This window comes from Pantoea sp. y20, from assembly GCF_054903455.1.
Genome location: NZ_CM142816.1, coordinates 224,916 through 250,344, shown reverse-complemented (window position 1 = coordinate 250,344; position 25,429 = coordinate 224,916). Strand labels below are relative to the sequence as shown.

Below are 25,429 nucleotides of genomic sequence, written 5' to 3'. Positions count from 1 at the left end.
CTTCGGGTCTAATTGGTCTGCCGCCGTTAGCGCTGCGGCGGCTCGGCAAAGATAGCTAACTCATCCCAAATGGCGTCAACGCGCGCGGTCACCGCCGGATCTTTCACAATCGGCGTGCCCCACTCGCGCGTGGTTTCGCCCGGCCACTTATTGGTCGCATCAAGTCCCATCTTCGAGCCTAAGCCGGAAACCGGCGAGGCAAAGTCGAGATAATCGATGGGCGTGTTCTCAACCAGCACCGTATCGCGCGCCGGATCCATGCGTGTGGTAATCGCCCAAATCACATCATTCCAGTCGCGCGCGTTGACGTCGTCATCGCACACAATCACGAACTTGGTGTACATGAACTGACGCAGGAACGACCACACGCCGAACATCACGCGCTTGGCGTGACCCGCGTACTGTTTCTTGATCGTTACTACCGCGAGGCGATAAGAGCAGCCCTCCGGTGGCAGATAGAAATCAACGATCTCCGGGAACTGCTTGATCAGAATCGGCACCAGCACTTCATTGAGCGCCACGCCCAGCACCGCCGGTTCATCCGGTGGACGTCCGGTGTAGGTTGAATGATAAATCGGGTTGCGACGTTGCGTTACGTGCGTCACGGTAAACACCGGGAAGCTATCTACTTCATTGTAGTAGCCTGTGTGGTCGCCGTACGGACCTTCCGGCGCGACATCGCCCGGCTCGATATAACCTTCCAGCACGATTTCCGCGCTGGCCGGCACTTCGAGTTCGTTTGAAACGCACTTCACCACTTCGGTTTTATTCCCGCGCAGCAAACCGGCAAAGGCGTATTCGGAGAGTGTATCCGGCACCGGCGTTACCGCGCCGAGAATGGTGGCAGGATCGGCGCCCAGCGCCACCGACACCGGGAAACGTTCGCCCGGATGCGCTTTGCACCACTCCTGGAAATCCAGCGCGCCGCCGCGATGCGATAGCCAGCGCATAATCACGCGGTTCTTGCCGATCACCTGCTGGCGATAGATACCCAGATTTTGTCGCTCTTTATGCGGGCCGCGCGTGACGGTCAATCCCCACGTAATCAGCGGCGCAGCATCGCCCGGCCAGCATTTCATCACCGGAATGCGCGACAGATCGACGTCATCGCCGCTGAAAATCTCTTCCTGGCACGGCGCATTGCGCAGACGCTTGGTTGGCATGTTCAGCACTTGCTTGAACTGCGGCATCTTATCAAACAGATCGCGGAAGCCTTTTGGCGGCTCCGGCTCTTTCAGGAACGCCAGCAGCTTGCCCACTTCACGCAGCGCACTGACCTCTTCCTGGCCCATGCCCATCGCCACGCGTTTTGGTGTGCCAAACAGATTACACAGCACCGGCATGTCGTACCCTTTCGGGTTTTCGAACAGCAGCGCCGGGCCGCCGGCGCGCAGCGTGCGGTCGGCAATTTCCGTCATCTCTAACTCAGGATCGATCTCCTGAGTGATGCGCTTTAACTCGCCACGCTGTTCCAGCAATGCGAGGAAGTCTCGTAAATCCTGATATTTCATGCGGCTTTAGCTTTCCGGCCAGAGTGAAACGCCATTATAGAGGCGTTTTACGCTGACATGTTGAGGTTTTGCGTCAGGCAGGCTGACAGGAAAACGGCACCAGCGACTGAATCGCCAATACATCGTGATAAGCAGTAATCGGCTCGCCGTGACGGAACACTTTGAAGTCTTCACCGCGTGCGCTGTAGTAACGCAGGCGATTTTCGCTCACGTGCAGGAAGCTGGCTTCACGCAGCGCAATCACCGATTCATGCGGGTTAACGGCACAGAACTCGGCCAGTCGTTCGTCACGCGTTTCGCCCATATGGCCGCTGACGTGCGCATCAAGATAATGCGGATTGATCTGCACCGGGAACAAACCCAGCGCGGGCAACACTACGCTGCTGCGCACCGGCATATCATTGGTGGTGCGAATGGAAGGCGTTGCGACATTGCAACCGGCGCTCCAGCCGACGTACGGCACATCACGCTCGCGCACCGCGCGTTGGATAGCGACGATCAAGCCGTGCTCGTGCAGCATTTGATTGAGGAACCAGGTATTTCCGCCGCTCACCAGAATCAGCTCAGCTTGTTCAATCGCCGCAACGGGCGATGCAAACTCGTGCACGGTGCGCACGTCAATGCCTAACGACGCGGATAACTCCTGCGCGCGCTGCGCGTGATCGCCACGAATAATCGCGTACGGTACCAGCACCGCCGAAGTGATGCCGCGCTGGGCGATCATCGCATGCAGCTGCGGGTGGGCGTAACTTAACAGCGGCGCATCGTCAGCCACTTTACCGTTACTCAACAGGAACAGTTCCATCAGCCACTCCTTTTCAATCGAAAGATGGGGAGGGAGTCTGATACAGATGGTCGCCGGCCGTCAATTTTCTTGCAAGAAAGCGTAAATAAGCCGCATCAATCGGATAAATCGTAGTGAAATTGTTTTCAGCGCCCGGTTTCCACCCGCCGATGCGCTATAACTCTGACAACTGATTTGATATTCTTAGCGTCCATTATTTGGGAGCGGTTATGGAATCCTGGTACTTACTCTATTGCAAACGTGGACAACTGTTGCGCGCGAAAGAGCATCTTGAGCGGCAAGAGGTCAATTGCCTCAGCCCGATGATCGCTCTGGAGAAGATTGTGCGCGGTAAACGCACCACCGTGAGTGAGCCGCTGTTTCCCAACTATCTGTTTATCGAATTCGATCCCGAAGCGATTCACACCACCACCATCAGCAGCACGCGCGGCGTCAGCCACTTCGTGCGCTTTGGCACCATGCCGGCCACCGTATCAAATGATGTGATCGAAGCGCTGCAAACCGACGTGCCGCAGATCGTGCTTGATGCGGAAACCCCGCAAAGCGGTGATGAAGTGATCATCACCGATGGCACGTTCGAAGGATTGCGCGCCATTTTTGCCGAGCCGGATGGTGAAACGCGCTCCGTTTTGCTGCTCAACATGCTGAACAAACAGGTGATGCGCAGCGTGGATAACAAACAGTTCCGTAAACTCTAAGCGAGTTTAAACAGCTGACGCGCGTTGAGATTAACCTGCGCGCCCAGCGCTTCCGCCTCCTCGCCACGCCAGTTCGCCACCTGCTGCACAATATGCGGCAGGAAGCATGGCTCATTGCGGCGCGAAGTGGGACGCGGATGCATATCGCGCGGCAGTAAATACGGTGCGTCGGTTTCCAGTAACAGGCGCTCAGCCGGAATCAGCGGCAGCAATTCACGCAGTTCCATACCGCGACGCTCGTCGCACACCCAACCGGTAATGCCCACCGACAATCCCAGCGCCAGACACGCTTGCAGCTCGTCACGCGTACCGGTAAAGCAGTGCACGACTGCACCAACCAGCTTCGGTAGCCACGGCTCAAGTACTGCAACAAAACGATCGTGCGCTTCACGGCAATGCAAAAACACCGGTAGCTGTAGCTCAGCAGCCAACGCCAGCTGCGCATCGAAAGCGTATTCCTGCTGATCGTGGGCCGAAAGATTGCGATTGAAATCCAGGCCACATTCGCCAATCGCGACCACCTGCTCACTTTCCGCCAGGCGACGCAAGGTATTCGCGGTTTCCGTCGACCATTCACTGGCATGGTGCGGATGGACGCCGGCGGTTGACCAGCAATAGCCCGCGTGCAATGCCGCCAGCTGCCGCGCCTGCTGGCTCTCCAGCGCGTTGGTGCCGGTAATTAACAGGCCGGTGACGCCTGCTTCGCGCGCACGTTTTACCACCTGCTCGCGATCTTTTGCGAATTGCGTGCTGGTCAGGTTTACACCGATATCAAACATGTCTTCTCCCCAATAAAAAACCGCCCAACGGGGCGGTTTAGATTCATCTTCCCGCGCGCTGCGGGATGCCCTGCATTAAGGACATCAGGATTCGGTGTTGTGTTCCTCATCCGAAGACTGACGTCCTTTACCCACATAGTAGCGGGAGAAGAATACGCCGACTTCAAACAGGCAGTACATCGGAATAGCGAGCAAAGTTTGCGAGAAAACATCCGGCGGTGTGAGCAACATCCCAACCACGAACGCGCCAACCAACATGTAAGGACGTTTCTTTTTCAAATCTTCTGGTGAAGTTATGCCGGTCCAGCACAGCAGCACAATCGCAATCGGCACCTCAAACGCCACGCCGAAGGCCATGAAAATCGTCATGACGAAGTCGAGGTAGTTGGTGATATCCGTTGCGATGGTCACGCCTTGCGGCGCGGTTTTGGCGAAGAAGCCAAACGCCAGCGGGAACACGATGAAGTAAGCAAACGCCACGCCGACGTAAAACAGCAGCGTACTGGAGAACAGCAGCGGCATCACCAGTTTGCGTTCGTGGCGATAGAGCGCGGGCGCCACAAAGGCCCACACCTGATACAAAATCACCGGCACGGCCAGAAACACCGAAACGATGATAGTCAGCTTGATCGGCGTGAAGAATGGCGATGCGACGTCGGTAGCGATCATACTCGCCCCGGCTGGCATCTGGCTGATCAGCGGCGACGCGACCAGATGGTAAATATCATTCGCGAAATAGACCAGACACAAAAAGATGACTAAAACAGCGATGATGCAATTCAACAAACGCTTGCGCAGCTCAATCAAATGGCTAATGAGCGGTTGGGTATCTTCAACGGCCATGTTTATCGTTCATCTTTTACGAGAGAAGTCTTCGCGGTGCTTTCAGGAGCACTGGCGACGGGAGGGGTTTCTGCGGCAGAGATTTCGTCAGTAGGCTGCGGAGTCTGTGCAGGCGCACTGGTTTGATGCTCTGCTGCTGCGGGCGTGACCGCAGGTGAAGTCACGGGCTGCACGGCGGCTGGCGGAGTCTGATGAATAGTGTTGGCTTCATCTTCCTCTTTTTCGAGATCGATACTCTGCTGCACCGAACGCTTCATGGAGTCGGCGGTTTTACGCAGTTCTTCCATCGACTCTTTCAGCTCGGGTGACAACGTGCCACGGCCCGCTTCTTCCACCTTTTTCAGGCTGTCCTGCAATTCCTGCAGTTTCAACTCTTGCGCCAGTTCGTTTTGTACATTCGCGGCCAGCGAGCGAATGGCTCTGATCCAGCCGACGACGGTTTTCACCGCAACCGGTAACCGCTGCGGGCCAAGCACAATCAGCCCGATCACGAACACTAATACCAGTTCACTAAAACCAATGTCGAACACAGTTATACCTGCTTGTCGTTCCGGGCGTCGTCTTTAGTCGCCGTGGTTTGCTGTTTGTCTGCCAGAGTTTTGGCGTTGAAGTCAGCGTCCTGCTCTTTCGGTTGATCCTTTTTATCGTCTTCATCGCCCATAGCTTTTTTGAAGCCACGAATGGAAGATCCTAAATCCGAACCCAGGTTACGAAGTTTGTTGGTACCGAACAGAAGAACAACAATGACGGCAATGATTAACAATTGCCAAATACTGATACCGCCCATGAGATATGCCTCTAATATTCTGTGAAAAACTGTTGACTGTAACGCACAGAAAGCCCGTATGATTTCGGGCTTTAGCTTGCGACATTACGCGATTTGCACCAGGCAGACAATCAGTTTGTCTTGCGCCAGCCAATAAGCCAGGTGACGATGCCAGCGGCCATTAATAGCGCCGGGAAGAAATCCCAATCCGGTCGACTTAACAGCACGGCGGTGCCACTTAATAACAGTGTAGCGCCTACACCAAACAGATAGCGCGCCTGATGATTGCGTGTTCGCTGTACGTTTAAATCGGTGACGAGTTTATCGACGCTGTGCTTCAATAATTTGTGCTGGCGCATGCTGTCGTAAAATAGCTCCGGCAACTCCGGCAGTTTTTCCGCCCAGTACGGCGCTTTCTCTTTCACCGCCCGCAAAATCGCCGGGATACCAATCTGATCTTTGATCCAATCTTCGAGGAAAGGCTTGGCCGTTTTCCACAGGTCAAGCTGCGGATAGAGCTGGCGGCCAATCCCTTCAATATACAGCAGCGTCTTCTGCAACAGCACCAGCTGCGGCTGCACTTCCATATTAAAGCGACGCGCGGTGTTGAACAGGTTGAGTAGCACGTGGCCAAACGAAATCTCAGCCAGCGGCTTTTCGAAAATCGGCTCACACACGGTACGAATGGCAAACTCAAAGTCTTCGACGTTGGTATCGGCCGGTACCCAGCCAGAATCCACATGCAGCTCGGCCACTTTGCGGTAATCGCGGTTAAAGAAGGCGATGAAGTTCTCGGCCAGATAGCGCTTATCTTCTTTGTTCAGCGAACCGACAATACCGCAGTCGATGCCGATGTATTGCGGATCTTCCGGGTGATCGTAGCTGACGAAGATATTGCCAGGATGCATATCGGCATGGAAGAAGCTGTCGCGGAACACCTGGGTGAAGAACACTTGCACACCGCGCTCGGCCAGCAGTTTCATGTTAACGCCGTGCTGCTCCAGCGTGGCGATATCTGAGATCGGAATGCCGTAAATGCGCTCCATCACCATCATCGATTCGCTGCAATAATCAGAAAACACTTCCGGCACATACAGCATGCGGCTTTGGTCAAAGTTACGACGCAGCTGGATGGCATTCGCCGCTTCACGCAGCAGATTCAGCTCATCAATTAAGGTCTTTTCGTAATCGCGCACCACTTCTACCGGACGCAGACGACGACCATCCGGCAACAAACGCGGCACCCACCGCGCCAGACGGTAAATCAGTCGCATATCGGCTCTGATCACCGGCAGGATGTCGGGACGAATCACTTTAATTACCACCGCGCGGCCGTTGGATTTCAGCGTTGCGGTATGCACCTGCGCGATAGAAGCCGAGGCCAGCGGTTTGATATCGAAGTCTTCAAACCAGGTTTCCACCGGGCCGCCAATCGACTTTTCAATCTGCTGTTTGGCTTTCACGCCATCAAATGGCGCAACGCGGTCCTGCAGCACCGCCAGTTCATCGGCAATCGCCGGTGGGAACAGATCGCGACGCGTCGAGAGCATTTGACCGAATTTGATCCACACCGGCCCCAACTGCTCCATCGCTAAACGGATGCGCACGCCGGCGGAAGCATCTTTATGTTGGTTAGGGATCCAGAAGATGCAGCGCCGCCACAAGCGTAAAAGCAGTGTGAAGCGCATGCGGGGAATCAGTTCATCAAGGCCGTAAGTCAGAAAGATCTTGATGATGAAGTATAAGCGCCGAATTTCTCCCAGCGTCATTTCGCCTCCAGCTGTGCCAAACGCGTTTCAAACGCATTGAGCGAACGTTCTGTCGCTTCCACTTCCTCGCAAAACCATGCCAGTTCCAGTGCACCCGGCGCAACGCGCCACTCTTCTGTCAGCACCTGACCAAGATAATCCTGACGGCGGATGAACTGCTGCTGCACGAACTTCAGCGCCTGCTGTGCGGCCTGGCTTACGCCTTGCGCAGCGATATCGCCAATCCACGGTGCAAGATATTCCGCCGGATCCAGCTCGGCGAGATCCATCAGTGCGGAGAATTGCTGTACCACCTGCAAGTCGCCGTCAACCTCCAGTTCACCGCTACGAATCAGGCTGGTGAGCTGCTGGCGATCGCGCAGTTTCGGCAAGGTACTGACACGCAAACTCACCGTGCAGTCGCTGTTGTCTTGCCAATCACTCAGCACATCGAGTTGCGATTCGCTAAATACCAGCACCAAAGGAAAATCGAGCTCTTGCAGACGCAGCATCAATACCTTGCCAGCCAAACGCTGGCGTGCGGCTTTCAGGCTGCGATCGCGATAGAGAACACGGTTCAGGGCGGTCTCAAGACCGCCGGTGATGAGAGGAGTTAAAGTCATGATGGATTAGAATTTAAATCCGCGATGCAGCGCGACAATACCGCCAGTCATGTTGAAGTAGGTGGTATTTTCAAAGCCCGCATCGTTCATCATCGCTTTCAGGGTTTCCTGATCGGGATGCATACGAATCGACTCCGCCAGATAGCGATAGCTTTCAGCGTCTTGCGCCACCAGCTGACCAATACGCGGCAGAATGTGGAATGAATAGGTATCGTAGGCTTTGCTGAGCGGCTCCAGCAACGGCTTCGAGAACTCCAGCACCAGCAGACGTCCGCCTGGCTTCAGCACGCGGAACATTGATGCCAGCGCTTTCTCTTTTTCGGTCACGTTACGCAAGCCGAATGAGATGGTGATGCAATCGAAGTAGTTATCCGGGAACGGCAGCGCTTCGGCATTCGCCTGCACATAGCTGACATTGCCCGACACGCCGAGATTGCGCAGCTTTTCGCGGCCCATCTTCAGCATCGAACTATTGATGTCTGCCAGCACAACCTGGCCGGTTTCGCCCACCAGACGTGAGAATTTTGCCGTGAGATCGCCGGTACCACCCGCCAGATCCAACACGCGCTGACCGCGGCGCACGCCGCTGCTGTCAATGGTAAAACGCTTCCAGACACGATGGATGCCAAACGACATCAAATCGTTCATCAGGTCATATTTTGCCGCGACGGAGTGAAACACGTCCGCAACTTTATCGGCCTTTTCGCTTTTCGCGACGGTCTGGAAGCCAAAATGGGTAGTTTCCTGCTGTGATTCATCTGCCATCGGTTTTACCTGTTCCACAAACAATTCTTGCCGAAGTGTATCAGAGTCGCGCTACACGAGCACGCGACCACCGTGCTATTCGTTGATGCGGCGCAGCGAGTCTGTTGTTGGTTCTGCAACGTTTTCATCCTCGGTGCGATCGTCTGCCCAATCTTCATCCGCTTCTTCCGGCTGCGCTTGTTCAACCAGTTGCGGATTAATCGGACGTTTGATCTCCACGCCAAGCGAACGGAACGCTTCACTTTGTGCGATCAGATTGCCGCGCCCTTCAGACAGCTTTTTCATCGCCTGATGATAACTTTGCTGCGCTTTGTCGAGATTGTGCCCGATGCCACTCATGTCATCGACAAACAGCCGCATTTTGTCGTACAGCCGCGTTGCCCGGTCGGCGATGCGCTGTGCGTTGCGGCTTTGATGCTCATAACGCCAGAGATTATTGATAGTACGCAGCGCCACCAGCAACGTGGTGGGACTAACCAGCATGATGTTCTGCTGTAACGCTTCGCTGATCAGCTCGGGCTGACGATCAATCGCCAGCAGAAACGCCGGTTCCACCGGGATAAACATCAACACATAATCCAGAGAGCGTAAACCGGGCAATTGTTGGTAATCTTTACGGCTCAGCAGGCGAATGTGTCCGCGCATGGCGCTAATGTGTTCCTGAATCGCCTGCTCACGCGTGGCTTCATCGTCGGCATTGAAGTAGCGTTCGTAGGCAACCAGCGTCATTTTGGCGTCAATCACCACATCTTTACCCTGCGGCAAACGCACGATCACATCCGGTTGCATCCTGCCCTGCTGTTCCAGCTGCACGCTCACCTGCGTTTGGTATTCGTAACCTTCACGCAGGCCCGATGCTTCCAGCACACGGGCCAACACCACTTCGCCCCAGTTTCCCTGAATTTTATTGTCGCCTTTCAGCGCCTTAGTAAGATTGACCGCTTCCTGCGCCATCTGTGCGTTGAGTTGTTGTAGCTGGCGAATTTCGTGGGTCAGCGTGTGACGTTCACGCGCTTCCAGGCCAAAGCTGTCGGTGACCTGACGGCGGAAACCGTCCAGCTGTTCGCGCAGCGGACCAATCAGACTATTCAGGCTTTGACGGTTTTGTTCATCGACGCGCCGCCCGCTGTTTTCGAAGATGCGATTGGCGAGATTTTCAAACTGCGCGCTGAGGCGCTGTTCGCTGTTGGTCAGTAGTCGCTGCTTCTCTTCTGCACCGTAGCGCGTCTCTTCAAGACGAATGGTCACTTCGCGCAGTTCGGCTTCCTGCGCGCTGTTCACTTCCAGCTGATTTCGCAGTTCACGGCTGAGTTGTTCACTTTCGCCGCGCCAGTAATCAAGCTGCTGCAAACGTTCCTGCGCACCGCTCAGTGCACCGTGTAGCTGGCGCATCTCCTGTTCGCGTTGTTGGATTTGCTGCTGTAACTGTTCGAGCTGCTGCTGCTGACGCTGCTGCGCCTCTTCCAGCAGGCGACGCTCGGTGGTGAAGCTGGCGTGCTGATGACCGGCGCGCAGTTGAGCAATGATCCAGCCAATGCCCAAACCGGCCAGCGCCAGCGCGCCGCTAATAATAAGTTGCTGATCCATAATCCCCCCGCGGATCGACTTGCTGAGGGAAAAGGTAGAGCTCTACTGTATGAATGTCCAGATTTTTTTCCCTTCATACTTCAAGCCGCAGATGCGTTGGCTGCACGTTCTCACCCCAGTCACTTACTGATGTAAGCTCCCGGGGATTCGCTCGCTTGCCGCCTTCCTGCGACTCGAATTATTTAGGGAAAACGTTCTCTAATTAGAGGGCTTTTACGGTGAGATCGCCCGCTTTCCACGCATCAATCAGGAAGAAGGGCATCGGCAACACCCATTCGGTTTCACCCTGGATTTTGGCCGGATAGGTCCAGCTTTTCCCGTCGTAGGTGATCTCAACCTGCTGCCAGCCGTTCTCAGCGTTTTCGACCTGGCCCGCCATGCTGGCAAAACCGGCGTTACTACCGACGTGGAAGCTGTCGGTTTGCCAGCGAATCGGCTGATGCGCCGGCCACGGTTGTGCATGATGGAAGCGGAAAATATCGTCATGATTCAAGATGCTCTCACGTACCGTCGGCCACAGCGCCACTTTGAGGAAGTACTGATCGGTAAATCGTTCGCTGCCTTCGTATTGCGCGATAAAGTCACGCATCTGCTGCTCAACGTTGTGGAACACGCCGTGGCAGCCGCCCCACATGCCCGCCAGCAGCAGCTCGGTATGCGAGAAGTAATCGCGCATATGATGGAACCAGTAAGGCGAAGTCAGCCAGGCTTCTACCGCCACGACTTCGCGCTCGGACAGCAACGAATCCGCATCACGCACGATGTAGCGTTTGACGCTGTCATCGTCCATCACCAGGAAACGCCACAGCGTTGGGAAGATAGTTTTCTCATGCGACATATCCACCAGTTGGGTGTTTGGCTGCGTCAGGCGCTGCCAGACGTGCTGCGGCACGCTGTCGTCGAGATAGATGCGGCAGATCCAGTCGGGATAAAGCTCGCGCGCCACTTCGATGTTTTTAATCAAGGTTTCGCAGTAGCGTGGCTGACTGCCATACAGGCTAAAGGAGATGATATTTTCTGCCGGATTACTGCGGTTGATCGGCGGTGGTGTCTCAGAAGGGAAGGCGACTTTCGCCCCTTTACTGAAAGTCACATCAGATTTTTGCAGCGATTCGAGGCCGTAACGTGCCGCTTCATCTTCTTTATTCAACCAGCCGCACACTTCGGTTAATCCATCCAGCCAGGTTTCCGATGCCTGTGCACGCTGCGCGGCCGGAGCCTGGTAGATCTTCTGGTAAATTTTATAAGATTTTTTGTATTCGCCAACGCGCATCAGGGTGAGCGCGTAGTCGCTGAGCACCTGCATATGATGGGGCAAGACGCGCAGCACTTCTTCACAGCATTGACGCGCAAGAGGATAATTATTCGCCGCCATCGCCTGGCGAAATCTCGCTGCTGCACCTTCAACGCGTGATTGTGCAGTAGCGGGATTATTCATGAAATTGGGACGTGAGACAGAAACCATTTTGCGCATAAGAATTTTCTCAGTAGCTGCTGAAATTGCGCGCATTCTAATCAGGAAGTTGCGGGATTCCTTATAAGCCTGGTCTCGAATTCATCCCTGACTGGCGCACTAAATTAAGCGACGCGCGGCTTCAACCACAATTTTCACCGCATCACTTTCGGTCTGCTTCATGGTCGCGGCATCCGGGATCTCTTTTTGCGTACGGTTAACGATGACGCCAGCCACCATGCCGGCACGCAGTCCCTGACTGGCGCACATGGTTAACAGTGTAGCGGATTCCATCTCATAGTTGAGGACGCCCATTTGCTGCCACTCTTCCATTGAGCCCTGGAAGCGATTCACCACGCGACCGGAGAAAGTGTCGTAGCGTTCCTGGCCTGGATAGAAGGTGTCAGATGAGGCGGTAATACCAATGTGGGTTTTCGCGCCGCACGCTTCTGCCGCTGCCACCAGCGCGGTGGTGCAGGTGAAATCAGCCACGGCCGGGAACTCCATCGGCGCAAAGTGCAGGCTGGCACCGTCGAGGCGTACCGAAGCGGTAGTGACCAGCACATCGCCCACATTAATATGCGGCTGGATAGCGCCGGTGGTGCCAACGCGCAGGAAGGTGCGCACACCCAGTTGCGCCAGCTCTTCAACCGCAATTGAGGTAGAAGGTCCGCCGATACCAGTGGAGCACACCACAACCGGTTTGCCATCCACTTCAGCCAGATAGGTAGTGAATTCACGGTGTGAAGCCAGATGCTGTGGATTGTCCATCAACGCGGCGATTTTCTTTACGCGCTCAGGATCGCCAGGCACGATGGCCAACGTGGCTCCTTTCAAATCAGCTTTAGTAATGCCAAGGTGGAAAACGTCAGACTGGGCCATAACAGACTCCTGATAATTGGGGATGAGCGCGCCACTCTACGTGAGCAGGCGGCATAAATATGTGACTCAATTCACCATCGATAATGAAACTTACATTATCAGAAAAACATTATGTGACATAAATCACACATTCACGCTGTGCAATTCTGAATTGCTACAAGCGGTGCTGTGTAAGTGTTGGTGGCAATGTTAATAGAGAAGCAGCACACGTGAAAAAATCCCTCTGTACCCTACGACAGCCTTGCTTCACTTCGCCAGGCTATAGTTACGTGATTGCGCATTTGCTAGCACGGAGAGAACAATGAAAACCGAAGACAATATGGCACAAAAAACGGCACCCGGCGGCTTTGCACCGGCCGTTCAGCCCACCGCAAGCAGCACCATTATTACCGGCAGCGACGCGATTCATGCTGGCGAGACCTCAGTTGCGAGCCAGGGCGAAAACCTGCCTGCCTATTACGCACGACCAAAAGAGTATCAAGGCACCTTGCCGGTTGTGTTGGTGGTGCAGGAGATTTTCGGCGTGCACGAGCATATCCGCGATGTCTGCCGCCGTCTGGCGCTGGAAGGTTATCTGGCCATCGCTCCGGAACTCTATTTCCGCGAGGGCGATCCCAACGATTACCACGACATTCCCACGCTGTTTAAAGAGCTGGTGAGTAAAGTTCCGGATTCGCAAGTGTTGTCCGATCTCGATCATGTGGCCAACTGGGCCACGCGCCACGATGGTGATATCCGTCGCCTGGCGATTACCGGTTTCTGCTGGGGCGGACGTATTAGCTGGCTGTTTGCCGCGCACAATCCGCAGGTGCGTGCAGCGGTGGCGTGGTATGGACGCTTAGACGGTGAGAAGACGCTGAAGCAGCAGAAGCATCCGATCGATATCGCGGTGGATCTCAACGCACCGGTGCTGGGCCTTTACGGTGGTCAGGATGAGAGCATCCCGCTGGAGAGCATTGATAAGATGCGTCAGGCGCTGCATGCCGCCAATGCCAAGGCGGAAATCGTGGTGTATCCGGATGCAGGACATGCTTTCAATGCGGATTATCGTGCCAGTTATCACGCCGATTCCGCCAAAGATGGCTGGCAACGCATGCTGGCGTGGTTCACGCAGTATGGCGTAGCGCCAAACGCGTAATAATAAGGGGCGCATTTGCGCCCCAATCTCATTTACAGCGACTAAGCCGTTTCACCCCGCAGGTTTTGCGCCGCTTTTACCATGTTCGCCAGCGCCTGACGGGTTTCCGCCCAGCCACGCGTTTTTAGGCCACAATCCGGGTTAACCCACAGACGCTCTGCCGGGATGCTCTGCGCCGCTTTACGCAGCAACTCTTCCATCCACTCCACGCTCGGCACGTTTGGTGAGTGAATGTCATACACGCCCGGACCGATTTCGTTGGGATAGTCGAACTCCTTAAAGGTATCCAGCAGATCCATATCGGAACGTGAGGTTTCGATGGTGATAACGTCCGCATCCAGCGCGGCAATCGAGTCCATGATGTCATTGAACTCGCAGTAACACATGTGGGTATGGATCTGGGTTTCATTCTGCGCCACGGCGGCATTGAGACGGAACGCATCCACCGCCCAGGCCAGGTACGCCGCCCAATCGGACTGATGCAGCGGCAGGCCTTCGCGCAGTGCCGGTTCATCAATCTGAATAATGCCAATACCGGCTTTTTCCAGATCTTCCACTTCGTCACGCAGCGCCAGCGCAATCTGTTTGGCGATGGTTTCCCGGCTTACATCTTCACGCGGGAACGACCAGCAGAGAATCGTCACTGGACCGGTCAGCATGCCTTTCACCGGTTTATCGGTCAGCGACTGCGCGTACTTCGCCCACTCAACGGTGATAGCTTGCGGACGGCTTACGTCGCCGATGATGATCGGCGGTTTAACGCAGCGCGAGCCGTAGCTCTGTACCCAGCCGTTTTGGGTGAACACGAAGCCGTCGAGGTTTTCGCCGAAGTATTCCACCATGTCGTTACGTTCTGCTTCGCCATGCACCAGCACGTCGAGGCCCAACCGTTCCTGCTCCACAATTGCCTGTTTGATGTGCTCGGCGATGCCAGTGCGGTAGTTTCCACCATCAATGTTGCCTTTTTTAAAGTCGAGGCGCAGGCCGCGAATTTCGGTGGTTTGCGGGAATGAACCTATGGTGGTGGTCGGCCACGCTGGCAGGTTAAAGCGGTGACGCTGCGCTTTGGCACGCTCGGAGTAGCTGCTGGCACGTTCAACGTCTCTGGCCTGAATTTTCGCCAGACGCTCGCCGACTGCGGCATTGTGAACGCGCGTGGAGTTGGCACGCGCACGAATCGGTGCGCTCCACTCAACCAGCGAAGCGGCATCGTTGTTGTTCAGCGCATGACTCAGCAGTGCAAGCTCAGCGCACTTCTGCAGAGCAAAGGCGAACCAGCTTTTCACTTCCTCATCGAGGCGCGTTTCCACGCTTAAGTCGATTGGGCTGTGCAGCAGCGAGCAGGATGATCCAATCCACAATTGTTGACGCTGCCCCACCAGCGGCTGCAGGCGCGTAAACCAGCTGCTGAGATCGGCACGCCAGACGTTACGGCCATTGATTACGCCGACGGAGAGCAGCCAATCCGCGGGAATCTGCTGGTTCACCTGTTGGATGTCGTCTTTGCCGTGGACCATGTCAACATGCAGACCTTGCACCGGCAGCGCTTTGATCACGTCGAGATTCTGACCGATGCTGTCGAAATAGGTGGTGAGCAGCAATTTGCTTTCGCCCTGCAGCGCGTCGTAAGCCGGTTTGAAGGCATCGCGCCACGCTTGCGGCAGCTCCAGCGCCAGTGCTGGCTCATCGATTTGTACCCATTCGATGCCGCGTTTTTTCAGTTCAGCCAGCACCTGTTGGTAAACCGGCAGAATGTCTTTGAGCAGTGACAGGCGGTCGAACGACGTACCTTTCACTTTACCCAGCCACAAATAGGTAACCGGACCCAGCAGCACCGGTTTAATCTTGTGCCCGAGCGCCAGCGCTTCATCAACCTCATCCAGCAACTGAGTCCAGGTCAGTTTGAACTGCTGCCCTTGAGTGAATTCCGGCACCATGTAGTGATAATTGGTGTTGAACCATTTGGTCATTTCCGCCGCTGCCGCCGGTTCACCGCTTGGTGCGCGGCCACGGCCAAGGCGGAACAGCGTGTCGAGATCGACCGAGCCATCCTGATTTTGGTGACGAGCTGGCACGTTACCCAGCAGCAGGCTGGTGGTGAGCACGTGATCGTACCAGGCGAAATCGCCGACTGGCAGCAGATCCACGCCCGCCTCTTTCTGCTGTTGCCAGTGACGGGCGCGCAGTTCACGCCCCACCGCCAGTAGCTCTTCCTGTGAGCTTTTACCTGCCCAATAGCTTTCCTGTGCTTTTTTCAATTCACGACGCAATCCAACGCGAGGGAAACCGAGAGTATGGTTCAGAATGGTCATTTTCTGTTCTCCAGATATTCTTAACTGAATAGGGGGCAGAGATGTTTAGCCGTCCAGATGTTTACACCGCCATAATCTGCGGGTACTGTATGTTCCTCAAGCGCAATTTGTTCAATCTCGATGTGAAGGATTCTCATGATCGAACTCAAACACCTGCGGACGCTGCAGGCGTTACGGAACACCGGCTCGTTAGCTGCCGCCGCCTCCCAGCTTCATCAGACGCAATCGGCGTTATCCCACCAGTTCAGCGATCTGGAGCAGCGGCTGGGTTTTCGCCTGTTTGTGCGTAAAAGCCAGCCGCTGCGTTTTACGCCGCAGGGAGAGATTTTGCTGCAGTTGGCTGAGCAGGTTTTACCGCAGATTCAGCAGGCTTTGCAGGCGTGTCATGAGCCGCATCAGGCCACGTTGCGTATTGCCATTGAGTGTCACAGCTGTATTCAGTGGCTGACGCCCGCGCTGAATAATTTCCGCCAAAGCTGGCCGCAGGTGGTGATGGATTTCAAATCCGGCGTGACCTTTGATCCGCAACCCGCGTTGCAACAGGGCGAGCTGGATGTGGTGTTGACCTCCGATATTTTGCCGCGCAGTGGATTGTTTTATTCACCGATGTTCGATTTTGAAGTGCGTTTGGTGATGGCACCGGATCATCCTTTGGCGCAGCTTGAGCACATTGCTCCGGAAGATATGGCCGATGAAGTGCTGATGATTTATCCGGTGCAGCGTCAGCGTTTGGATGTGTGGCGCCATTTCCTGCAGCCTGCGGGCGTCAGTCCAGCCTTGAAGAGCGTCGATAACACGCTGCTGCTGATTCAGATGGTGTCGGCGCGCATGGGCATCGCCGCGTTGCCACATTGGGTAGTAGAGAATTTTGAGCAGCAGGGTTTGGTGGTGACCAAGACCTTAGGCGGTGGTTTGTGGAGCCGCTTGTATGCCGCCGTACGCGAAGGCGAGCAGCGTCAGCCGGTAATGGAAGCCTTTGTGCGGTTTGCCCGTCAGCACGCCTGTGAACATCTGCCCTTTGTGCGCGATGCCGCGCGTCCCGGCTCACTGCAAATCACCTCATCCTGATGTTGTTGGGCGGCGAAGGTCGCCCGCGCTGTTATCCCTGCCCCGCCTGCTCTATAATGCGCCGCCTCAACCCGCGACCAAGAGAGTTTCACCATGATGAGTAACGATGTTCTGCGCAGCGTGCGCTATATGCTGGATTTGAGCGATAGCAAAGTGGTGGAGATTTTTGCCCTGGCGGGAAGTGAAGTGCCGCTGGAAGACGTGCAGGCGTGGATGAAGAAAGATGACGATGCCGCGTTTCGCAAGCTGCCAGATGTATTGATGGGCTACTTCCTTAACGGTCTGATTTTTTACCGTCGCGGTAAGAGTGAAGATGCGCCCGCGCCTTCGATTGAGCGCCGCATGAATAACAACATTTTCATGAAGAAATTGCGTATCGCCTTTGAGCTGAAGACCACCGATATTCCGGATGTGCTGCTGAAAGCGAACTTTAAGATCTCACAGGCTGAAGTTGGCGCGATTTTCCGCAACCCAGATCATAAGAATTTCCGCGAATGCGGCGATCAGATTCTGCGTAATTTCCTGAAAGGGTTGACGATGATTCATCGTCCGGGGCCGGCTAAGAAGGGTTAATCGCTTCTTTGTTCGAGCCGGGTCAGGGATAGCGCAGCAGATCGCAAAGGGAAACCACTTCCTTGTGGATCAGCCTCGCCATCCATGGCTCGGATGCTTTGCTCCACTGCCGCGCTATCCCTTCCCTTTTAGCCTATGCGTTGCTTTTCTTACCTAATACCCAGCGTTTGTGCACATAAAGGGATGCGAAAATCACGGCGGCACCGGCGAGAAAACTTGGCCAATGCGGTTTCTCCTGCCAGATCGCCAGATTCACCAGCAAGCCCGCTGGCACATGCATGTTGTTCATAATACCCAGCGTGCCAGCATCCACCTGCGTAGCGCCATAGTTCCACATGAAATAGCCCAAACCTGAAGCCGCCACGCCCAGCCACACCAGAATGCCCCACTGCAGCGACGTGGTCGGCAGTTTGTTCGGATTGCCCCACAAGCTCCAGGCGATCACCGCGATCATCACCGCGCCCAGATAGAACCACGAAAATGCGGTGTGCTGCGGCATCGGGCGAGTTTCCTGCAGGCGTTTGTAGCCCACCATGCCGATGGCGAAGCAGATGTTTGCCGCCTGTACCAGCAGCAAACCAAACCAGAAATGGTCGCTGACTTTGTCGTAACGAATAATCGCCGCACCGATTACCGCCAGTAGCGCGCTGAAGGCATAGCCGATACGCAGCGGACGTCGGCTGAGCAAATCGTAGATCAGCGTGACATACAGCGGCGTCATCACGGTGAACAGCAGGAACTCGGTCACGCTGAGATACAGATAAGCCTCAAAGCTTAATAAATACATGATGCCAAGCTGCAGCATGCCCACCAGCATATACAGCAGGATGGTGGAAGCACGGTAACCGCGCCAGCGCAGGAACGGCAGGAAAACGATGGCGGCGAGCGCCAGACGCATCAAAACAGAGAACCAGGAATCCACCTGACCTGCGAGGTATTCCCCGATCAAACTGAAGGAAAAGGCCCACAGAATGGTGGTAACGATCAGTAACAGCACGGTAACGATCTCAAAATGAACAGTGGCGCTAGTGTAAACAAACTGTCGAAATCGGGGTGAACTATCTGGTTTACAAGTGGATAAAATAACGACGAATAATTTTCATTTCTCATTTTAACGTCCGGGTAAAAATGCGCGAAATACAACATTTCCTGGTTTTTTTCGCTCTCAATTGTCATAAAACTGTAACATATGTGTCACATGTCACAGTAACTGCGCGTGACCATCACTATCCTTTGCGCGAAATGGAAACTTCGCTTTGCCATTTTTACTGCCTGTTTTTGCCCCAACCTGCTGGGAACTCATAACTATATCGCGCCCTGGAGGGCCACACTCATGTTGAGTATTTTCAAACCTGCACCGCATCGCCCACAAGTGGCCGATGATCGTGTTGATCCGCTTTATCGTCGTCTGCGCTGGCAGATTTTCCTGGGAATATTTTTTGGCTATGCCGCCTACTATTTGGTGCGTAAAAACTTTGCGCTGGCAATGCCTTATCTGGTGGAACAAGGCTTCTCGCGCGGCGATCTCGGCTTTGCGCTATCGGGCATTTCCATCGCTTACGGCTTCTCGAAATTCATTATGGGCTCGGTCTCAGACCGCTCGAATCCGCGCGTGTTTTTGCCCGCCGGATTGATCCTTGCCGCAGCGGTGATGCTGGTGATGGGATTCGTGCCGTGGGCCACCTCCAGCATCATGGTGATGTTTGTGCTGCTGTTCCTGTGCGGCTGGTTCCAGGGCATGGGCTGGCCGCCGTGCGGGCGCACCATGGTGCACTGGTGGTCGCAGAAAGAGCGCGGCGGAATTGTGTCGGTGTGGAACTGCGCGCATAACGTCGGTGGCGGTATTCCTCCGCTGCTGTTCCTGCTCGGCATGGCGTGGTTTAACGACTGGAAAGCCGCGCTGTATATGCCGGCGTTTGGCGCCATCCTCATCGCGATTATTGCCTTCGCCTTGATGCGTGACACACCACAATCTTGCGGTTTACCGCCGATTGAAGCGTGGAAAAATGATTATCCGCCGGATTACAACGAGGATCACGAGCAGGAGCTGACGGCGAAGCAGATTTTCATGCAGTACATTCTGCCCAACAAGCTGCTGTGGTACATCGCACTGGCGAACGTGTTTGTATACCTGCTGCGTTACGGCATTCTCGACTGGTCGCCGACCTACCTGAAAGAGGTGAAGCACTTCACGCTGGATAAATCCTCGTGGGCCTACTTCTTTTACGAATATGCCGGTATTCCCGGCACGCTGCTGTGCGGCTGGATGTCGGACAAAGTGTTCCGCGGCAACCGTGGCGCAACCGGCGTGTTCTTTATGACACTGGTGACCATCGCCACCGTGGTGTACTGGCTGAATCCTCCAGGCAATCCAGGCATCGACATGCTGTGCATGATTGTGATCGGCTTCCTGATTTACGGTCCTGTGATGCTGATTGGCCTGCACGCGCTGGAACTGGCACCGAAAAAAGCGGCCGGAACGGCAGCGGGCTTTACCGGGCTGTTTGGCTATCTCGGCGGATCGGTCGCGGCGAGTGCGATTGTCGGTTACACCGTGGATTATTTCGGCTGGGACGGCGGATTCATTGTGATGATTGGCGGATCGGTGCTGGCAGTGATTCTGCTGCTGCTCACCATGGTCAGTGAGCACAAGCACAAGAAACAGCTGGCATAACGAAAAAGGGCCGGTGGTGACCGGCCCTTTTTTCTAGGCGAGGAACAGTTTACGCAGCGTGTGCGGCACGGCGTCATCCGCGTTGCTGCCAATCACTTCCAGCGTCGGCAAGGTATCTTTCAAACGCTGCTGCGCATTGCGCATGATGCAGCCTTTGCCCGACATGCTGAGCATCTCCACATCATTCATGCCGTCGCCGAAGGCGATGCACGCTTTCAGCGAGTGGCCGAGCTGTTTCGCTACCGCTTCCAGCGCGTGGCCTTTGGAAACGCCGCCCGCCATCACTTCCAGACACGTTGGCAGCGAGAAGCTGACATTCACGCGATCGCCCCAGCGCGCTTCAATCGCCTGCTCCATGGGAATTAAACGCTCCGGATCTTCGCAGGTGAAGAACACTTTGCTGATGCCATCAGTCGGCAGCATGCCCGGCTGGTAAACCTGATAGTTAAACACCGATTCACGGAAATAGTCCTGCTCATCCGGACGATGACGGCTCATGAACCACTCATCGTCGCGATAGACGTGCGTCAGGATATGCTCGTCATGATATTGCAGGCCATACAGATCGCTGGCGATGTCGGCGTCAAGATTGTGGCTGAACACCAGTTCACCTGCGGCGTTGTGCACGCGTGCGCCATTAGACGTGATCATGTAAGCCGGAATGCCGAGCTTATCGCGCATCTGTCCGACGTCGATATAGTGACGGCCGGTGGCAAAGACAAAGTGGATATCACGCGCCACCAGTTCCTGCAGCGTGGTGCGCGCGAACGGCGTCAGGCGATGGTCCGGAGAGAGCAGCGTGCCATCCAGGTCGGATGCGACGATGTGATACATGTAAACCTCGGGTGTTGATATCGGAAAGTAAAATTGATTAAGCGTGGCGTTCAAAGAAATCGACCACCGCGTTTAGCGCTTCGGCACGCATCGCGTCTGTTTCAAACAAGATCTCATGACGCGCTCCTTTGATCACATACGGCGCGTTGCCCGCGCAGGGATGTCCTGCTGCGGCCATCGCCGTACAAAATAGATTTTGTGAGCGGTTATCCACCACATCATCTTCACTGGCCTGCAGCAGCAAGGTCGGCGTGGTGATGTTCGCTACCTGATTGAAGATGTCCCGCCCGGCCTGCACGCCTTCGCGCACCCAGTGATAAGTGGGGCCACCGACGCGAATTGCCGGATCGTCGGCGTAAAAACGCAGGTTACGGCGATAGCGTTCGCGGCTATGCGTCAGGCGGTTGATGCCAAACGGATTGGCGCGCCAGCGCCCGGTGCCCAGCGCGTAACCTTCACGCAGCGCCGGCAGTTTCTCGGTCCAGTCCAGAATACGGTGCGCCATCCAGTCGGGCAGCGGCAGCACAATGCCAAACATCGGCGCGGAGAACACCGCAGCATGAAACGCCTGCGGCTGACGCGCGAGAAACAGCGCTAAAATCGCGCCGCCCATCGAGTGGGCCAGCACGTAGCGCTGCTGATAATGTGGACTCACGATCTCTTTCAGATACAGCGTTTCCAGGTCGTCAACGTAGTCGCCAAATTCCACCACATGGCCGCGATGCGAATCTTCCAGCAGACGTTCAGAGCGTCCCTGACCGCGATGGTCGAGAATCACCACATCGTAGCCGCACATGAACAGGTCGTAAGCCAGTTCGGGATACTTGATGTAGCTCTCAATGCGGCCAGGCACGACCAGAATGACACGGCGATGTTGCGGTGAGGTGAAACGGACGTAGCGAATCTTCAGGTTGCCGACGCCGGTAAATTCACACTCTTCACGGCGACGCCAGAAGTCGAGCAGCGGACCGGTGGCAAAGGCCGAAAAGCCTCGCTCACGTCCGAGCCAACTCTGTTTATGCTGCTGCATCCGTCCCCCTGAAAAAAACGTGATTTGCGCGCCTGTGCTGCGTAGCGTGCGGCGATTTTCTGTCGTATTGTGTCACACTTCGCTAACTTCAGGGAATGTCACACATGACCATTGAATGGTGGTTAACCTATCTGCTGACCACAACCATCCTCAGCCTTTCACCCGGCTCCGGCGCGATCAACACCATGAGCACCGGCATCAGTCACGGCTATCGCGGCGCAGCGGCATCGATTACCGGCTTGCAGCTGGGTCTGGCCATTCATATTGTGCTGGTCGGCGCCGGTTTAGGTGCGCTGTTTTCCCAATCGATTCTGGCGTTTGAAGTCCTGAAGTGGGCCGGTGCAGCCTATCTGGTATGGCTGGGCATTCAGCAGTGGCGCTCGGCGGGTGGCATCGACCTCGACGCCGTTGCCAAAGCCATGCCGCGTCGCCGCCTGTTTAAGCGTGCCGTGTTGGTAAACCTCACCAACCCGAAAAGCATCGTGTTTCTCGCTGCGCTGTTCCCGCAGTTTATTCAGCCGCACCAGCCGCAGCTCATGCAATATCTGGTGCTGGGCGTGACCACCATTGTGGTCGATATCATCGTAATGATTGGTTACGCCACGCTGGCAACGCGTATCGCCGGCTGGATTAAAGGCCCGAAGCAGATGAAGCTGCTGAACCGCACCTTTGGTGGATTGTTTATGGCAGTAGGCGCGCTGCTAGCCAGCGCACGCAGAATGGCGTAAAAGAAAATCGCACCCACTTCAAAGCCGTTGGTGGCGCAGCCAGTTCGGTGCCGGCCAGCGCGCAGCCCCCGGAGCGTACACGTCGTACGTGAGGAGGGCGAGCACTGCCCGGTACCGAAATGGCAAGTAAACCAGGCTTAACGTGAAATGATGAGGTGAATGCCAAAACCGGCGAACAACACGCCCGCCATACCATCCACCCACTTCGCCATTCGCTGATACTTATCACGCATCCACGGCATAGCGAAAATCGCCGCCACCAGCGTAAACCACGCGAACGTCTCTCCGATAATCAGCAGGAACAACCCCCAGCGCTCCATCGCGCCAACGTCGTTGCCAACAAACAATGAGAATACGCTACCGAAGTAGATGATCGCTTTTGGGTTCGACAGGTTAGTCAGGAAACCTTTCAGGAAGCTCATGCCCTTTTTCGGCAGCTCAACCACTGGCGCTTCCGATTGTGGCTGCTTATGACGTTGACGCGCTGAGCGCATCAGCTGCCAGCCCATCCACAGCAGATACAATCCGCCGCCGACCATAATGATTTCATGCAGCCAGGCCATTTTTTCCAGGATCAGATGCAGGCCCATCAGCGCCACACCGGCCCAGATCACAATGCCCAACGTAATGCCCAGAACGCCCATCATCGCCTCTTTGCGCGAGCGGCTTGCCGCCGTTTGCGACACAAAGAAGAAGTCCGGGCCGGGACTCATCAGCGCAACCAGATGCACCAGCGCGACAGTGGCGAATAACATCAGCATGAATTTTTTCCTTTAACCTTCATCAACATGTTCTTTGATCATCACCAGGAACGGCTTACCAAAACGCTCCAGTTTGCGATGACCGACGCCGTTCACGCTGAGCATTTCTGACGCGCTAATCGGCATTTGTTCTGCCATTTCAATCAGCGTGGCATCGTTAAACACCACGTACGGCGGAATATTCTCTTCATCGGCAATTGCTTTGCGCAGCTTACGCAGCTTGGCAAACAGCTGGCGATCATAATTGCCGCTGTGCACTTTCGGCGAACTGCTGCCGCGCGTTTTCACCGTCACGATACGCGGCACCGCCAGCATCAGCGGCACTTCCGCACGTAATACCGGACGCGCCGCTTCGGTGAGTTGCAGCGCCGAATGCATGGCGATGTTTTGCGTTACCATCCCGAGGTGAATCAGCTGACGCAGCACGCTGATCCAGTGTTCGTGGCTGTGCTCGCGGCCCAGGCCGTACACCGGCAGTTTGTCGTGGCCGTTGTCGCGAATGCGCTGATTGCTGGCGCCGCGCAAAACTTCAACAATATAGCCCATTCCAAAGCGTTGGCCGGTACGATAGATGCTCGACAGCGCCTTTTGCGCCTCCAGCAAACCGTCGTAGCGACGCGGCGGATCGAGGCAGATATCGCAGTTATCGCACTGCTGCTGGCGACCTTCGCCGAAATAGTTCAGCAACACCAGACGACGACAGGTTTGCGCTTCAGCAAACGCGCCCATCGCATTGAGTTTGTGGCGTTCTATATCCTGCAACGGGCCGGGCACTTTCTCTTCCAGACATTTACGCAGCCACGCCATGTCGGCCGGATCGTAAAGCATCATCGCTTCGGCAGGCAGGCCATCGCGCCCGGCGCGGCCGGTTTCCTGATAATAGGATTCGATGTTGCGCGGAATATCGAAGTGCACCACAAAGCGCACGTTGGGTTTGTTAATGCCCATCCCGAACGCCACGGTGGCGACCACGATTTGCAGATCGTCACGCTGAAAAGCTTCCTGCACGCTGGCACGCTGCGCGCTATCAATGCCGGCGTGATACGCGCCAACGCTCAAACCACGGCTCTGCAGGCGCGCGGCGGTGTCTTCCACTTTGGCGCGGCTGTTACAGTAAATGATGCCGCTTTTGCCGCGCTGATCCTGCACATAACGCAGAAGTTGCTCAGTGGGTTTGAATTTCTCCACCAGCGTGTAGCGAATATTGGGGCGGTCAAAGCTGCTGATTTGAATCAGCGGATCGTCCATCTGCAGCAGATGGACGATATCGTTACGCGTGGTTTCATCGGCGGTGGCGGTCAATGCCATGACCGGCAAATCAGGGAAGTGCTGACGCAGCTGGCCGATCGAGCCATATTCCGGACGGAAATCGTGGCCCCACTGCGAAATACAGTGCGCTTCATCCACCGCCAGCATCACCGGATTCCACTGGTGCAGGCTGTCGAGGAAATTGTCCATCATCAGACGTTCAGGCGCGATATACAGCAGCTTGAGCTTGCCGGTACGACAATCCGCAAACACCTGCTGCTGCTGCTCACGCGTCTGCGTCGAGTTGAGGCACGCTGCAGCCACGCCGTTGGCCAGCAGCTGATCGACCTGATCTTTCATCAGTGAAATCAGCGGTGAAACCACCAGCGTCAGCCCTTCGCGCACCAGCGCCGGGATTTGATAGCACAGCGATTTGCCGCCGCCAGTCGGCATCACCACCAGACAATCGCGTCCTGACAGGGCGGTTTCGATGATGTTTTGCTGACCTGGGCGGAACTGCTGATAGCCGAAGGTATCTTGTAATACCTGCTGCGCCAGCATTTCCTGATTAAGCACTGCCGATGTTGCCACGGTAATCCTGTC

24 protein-coding genes are annotated in these 25,429 nt (G+C 55.5%); 6 read left to right on the top strand and 18 right to left on the bottom strand.

What is annotated here, in order from left to right; genetic code table 11:
• Positions 1-26: 26 nt before the first annotated feature.
• Entirely contained in the window at positions 27-1,511 is a 1,485-nt protein-coding gene (gene ubiD, locus ACYAC5_RS01145; protein WP_462062271.1) for a 4-hydroxy-3-polyprenylbenzoate decarboxylase, read from the bottom strand.
• Between the two features lie 73 nt (positions 1,512-1,584).
• Positions 1,585-2,316: a dipeptidase PepE gene (gene pepE / locus ACYAC5_RS01140; RefSeq protein ID WP_210080991.1), complete on the bottom strand. Its 732-nt coding sequence runs from the start codon at positions 2,314-2,316 to the stop codon at positions 1,585-1,587.
• Positions 2,317-2,525: 209 nt separating this feature from the next.
• Between pepE and rfaH the strand changes: the two genes are divergently transcribed.
• Positions 2,526-3,014: a transcription/translation regulatory transformer protein RfaH gene (gene rfaH / locus ACYAC5_RS01135; RefSeq protein ID WP_101763730.1), complete on the top strand. Its 489-nt coding sequence runs from the start codon at positions 2,526-2,528 to the stop codon at positions 3,012-3,014.
• Here rfaH and tatD read toward each other — a convergent pair.
• The 10 genes from tatD to udp form a co-directional block, all read right to left on the bottom strand.
• Entirely contained in the window at positions 3,011-3,793 is a 783-nt protein-coding gene (tatD, locus tag ACYAC5_RS01130) for a 3'-5' ssDNA/RNA exonuclease TatD (RefSeq protein ID WP_309836381.1), read from the bottom strand. The two genes, rfaH and tatD, sit on opposite strands and share 4 nt — an antisense overlap.
• Before the next feature lie 84 nt (positions 3,794-3,877).
• Positions 3,878-4,636 (bottom strand): Sec-independent protein translocase subunit TatC, encoded by a 759-nt coding sequence (tatC, locus tag ACYAC5_RS01125; protein ID WP_101763732.1) that lies wholly within the window; start codon positions 4,634-4,636, stop codon positions 3,878-3,880.
• 2 nt (positions 4,637-4,638) lie between these two features.
• Complete coding sequence (gene tatB, locus ACYAC5_RS01120; protein WP_101763733.1) at positions 4,639-5,166, bottom strand: Sec-independent protein translocase protein TatB; 528 nt, start codon at positions 5,164-5,166, stop codon at positions 4,639-4,641.
• Positions 5,167-5,168: 2 nt separating this feature from the next.
• Positions 5,169-5,423 (bottom strand): Sec-independent protein translocase subunit TatA, encoded by a 255-nt coding sequence (gene tatA / locus ACYAC5_RS01115; protein ID WP_008105810.1) that lies wholly within the window; start codon positions 5,421-5,423, stop codon positions 5,169-5,171.
• A 110-nt stretch (positions 5,424-5,533) separates the two neighbouring features.
• The gene (gene ubiB, locus ACYAC5_RS01110) at positions 5,534-7,171 is read right to left on the bottom strand and encodes a ubiquinone biosynthesis regulatory protein kinase UbiB (RefSeq protein WP_101763734.1); all 1,638 of its coding nucleotides are present in this window, start codon (positions 7,169-7,171) and stop codon (positions 5,534-5,536) included.
• Complete coding sequence (ubiJ, locus tag ACYAC5_RS01105) at positions 7,168-7,773, bottom strand: ubiquinone biosynthesis protein UbiJ (RefSeq protein WP_462062269.1); 606 nt, start codon at positions 7,771-7,773, stop codon at positions 7,168-7,170. Before ubiJ ends, ubiB begins: the two co-directional genes overlap by 4 nt.
• 6 nt (positions 7,774-7,779) lie before the next feature.
• Positions 7,780-8,538, bottom strand: a complete 759-nt coding sequence (ubiE, locus tag ACYAC5_RS01100) for a bifunctional demethylmenaquinone methyltransferase/2-methoxy-6-polyprenyl-1,4-benzoquinol methylase UbiE (protein WP_008105805.1) — start codon at positions 8,536-8,538, stop codon at positions 7,780-7,782.
• 75 nt (positions 8,539-8,613) lie between these two features.
• Positions 8,614-10,125, bottom strand: coding sequence for a DNA recombination protein RmuC (rmuC, locus tag ACYAC5_RS01095; protein WP_101763736.1), 1,512 nt, complete (start codon positions 10,123-10,125; stop codon positions 8,614-8,616).
• Positions 10,126-10,327: 202 nt separating this feature from the next.
• On the bottom strand, positions 10,328-11,599 hold the full coding sequence (locus ACYAC5_RS01090) for a tetratricopeptide repeat protein (RefSeq protein WP_101763929.1): 1,272 nt from the start codon (positions 11,597-11,599) through the stop codon (positions 10,328-10,330).
• Positions 11,600-11,698: 99 nt separating this feature from the next.
• Entirely contained in the window at positions 11,699-12,460 is a 762-nt protein-coding gene (gene udp / locus ACYAC5_RS01085; RefSeq protein ID WP_008105797.1) for a uridine phosphorylase, read from the bottom strand.
• A 301-nt stretch (positions 12,461-12,761) separates the two neighbouring features.
• Between udp and ACYAC5_RS01080 the strand changes: the two genes are divergently transcribed.
• On the top strand, positions 12,762-13,598 hold the full coding sequence (locus ACYAC5_RS01080) for a dienelactone hydrolase family protein (RefSeq protein ID WP_462062267.1): 837 nt from the start codon (positions 12,762-12,764) through the stop codon (positions 13,596-13,598).
• Between the two features lie 41 nt (positions 13,599-13,639).
• Here the strand turns inward: ACYAC5_RS01080 and metE are convergent, their stop codons facing one another.
• The gene (metE, locus tag ACYAC5_RS01075; protein WP_462062266.1) at positions 13,640-15,910 is read right to left on the bottom strand and encodes a 5-methyltetrahydropteroyltriglutamate--homocysteine S-methyltransferase; all 2,271 of its coding nucleotides are present in this window, start codon (positions 15,908-15,910) and stop codon (positions 13,640-13,642) included.
• 135 nt (positions 15,911-16,045) lie between these two features.
• On the opposite strand from metE, the gene metR reads away from it, so the two are divergent.
• Positions 16,046-16,978, top strand: coding sequence for an HTH-type transcriptional regulator MetR (gene metR, locus ACYAC5_RS01070; protein ID WP_280172313.1), 933 nt, complete (start codon positions 16,046-16,048; stop codon positions 16,976-16,978).
• Between the two features lie 93 nt (positions 16,979-17,071).
• Positions 17,072-17,551 (top strand): YehS family protein, encoded by a 480-nt coding sequence (locus ACYAC5_RS01065; protein ID WP_101763741.1) that lies wholly within the window; start codon positions 17,072-17,074, stop codon positions 17,549-17,551.
• Between the two features lie 133 nt (positions 17,552-17,684).
• On the opposite strand, the gene ACYAC5_RS01060 is transcribed toward ACYAC5_RS01065, so the two are convergent.
• Positions 17,685-18,548 (bottom strand): carboxylate/amino acid/amine transporter, encoded by an 864-nt coding sequence (locus ACYAC5_RS01060; RefSeq protein ID WP_137384917.1) that lies wholly within the window; start codon positions 18,546-18,548, stop codon positions 17,685-17,687.
• 336 nt (positions 18,549-18,884) lie between these two features.
• Between ACYAC5_RS01060 and glpT the strand changes: the two genes are divergently transcribed.
• Positions 18,885-20,225 carry a glycerol-3-phosphate transporter gene (glpT, locus tag ACYAC5_RS01055; RefSeq protein WP_110867929.1) on the top strand — a complete coding sequence of 447 codons (1,341 nt, stop codon included), beginning with the start codon at positions 18,885-18,887 and terminating at the stop codon, positions 20,223-20,225.
• A 33-nt stretch (positions 20,226-20,258) separates the two neighbouring features.
• Here glpT and yigL read toward each other — a convergent pair whose 3' ends face one another.
• On the bottom strand, positions 20,259-21,059 hold the full coding sequence (gene yigL / locus ACYAC5_RS01050; protein ID WP_101763744.1) for a sugar/pyridoxal phosphate phosphatase YigL: 801 nt from the start codon (positions 21,057-21,059) through the stop codon (positions 20,259-20,261).
• Between the two features lie 37 nt (positions 21,060-21,096).
• The gene (gene pldB / locus ACYAC5_RS01045) at positions 21,097-22,089 is read right to left on the bottom strand and encodes a lysophospholipase L2 (protein ID WP_101763745.1); all 993 of its coding nucleotides are present in this window, start codon (positions 22,087-22,089) and stop codon (positions 21,097-21,099) included.
• Positions 22,090-22,193: 104 nt separating this feature from the next.
• On the opposite strand from pldB, the gene rhtB reads away from it, so the two are divergent.
• A complete protein-coding gene (gene rhtB, locus ACYAC5_RS01040; protein ID WP_101763746.1) occupies positions 22,194-22,817 on the top strand; it encodes a homoserine/homoserine lactone efflux protein in 624 nt (207 codons plus the stop codon).
• A 137-nt stretch (positions 22,818-22,954) separates the two neighbouring features.
• Here the strand turns inward: rhtB and rhtC are convergent, their stop codons facing one another.
• Together rhtC and recQ are read right to left on the bottom strand one after the other, a co-directional pair.
• Complete coding sequence (gene rhtC, locus ACYAC5_RS01035) at positions 22,955-23,578, bottom strand: threonine export protein RhtC (RefSeq protein ID WP_110867926.1); 624 nt, start codon at positions 23,576-23,578, stop codon at positions 22,955-22,957.
• A 12-nt stretch (positions 23,579-23,590) separates the two neighbouring features.
• Positions 23,591-25,417, bottom strand: coding sequence for an ATP-dependent DNA helicase RecQ (gene recQ / locus ACYAC5_RS01030; protein WP_101763748.1), 1,827 nt, complete (start codon positions 25,415-25,417; stop codon positions 23,591-23,593).
• Positions 25,418-25,429 lie beyond the last annotated feature (12 nt).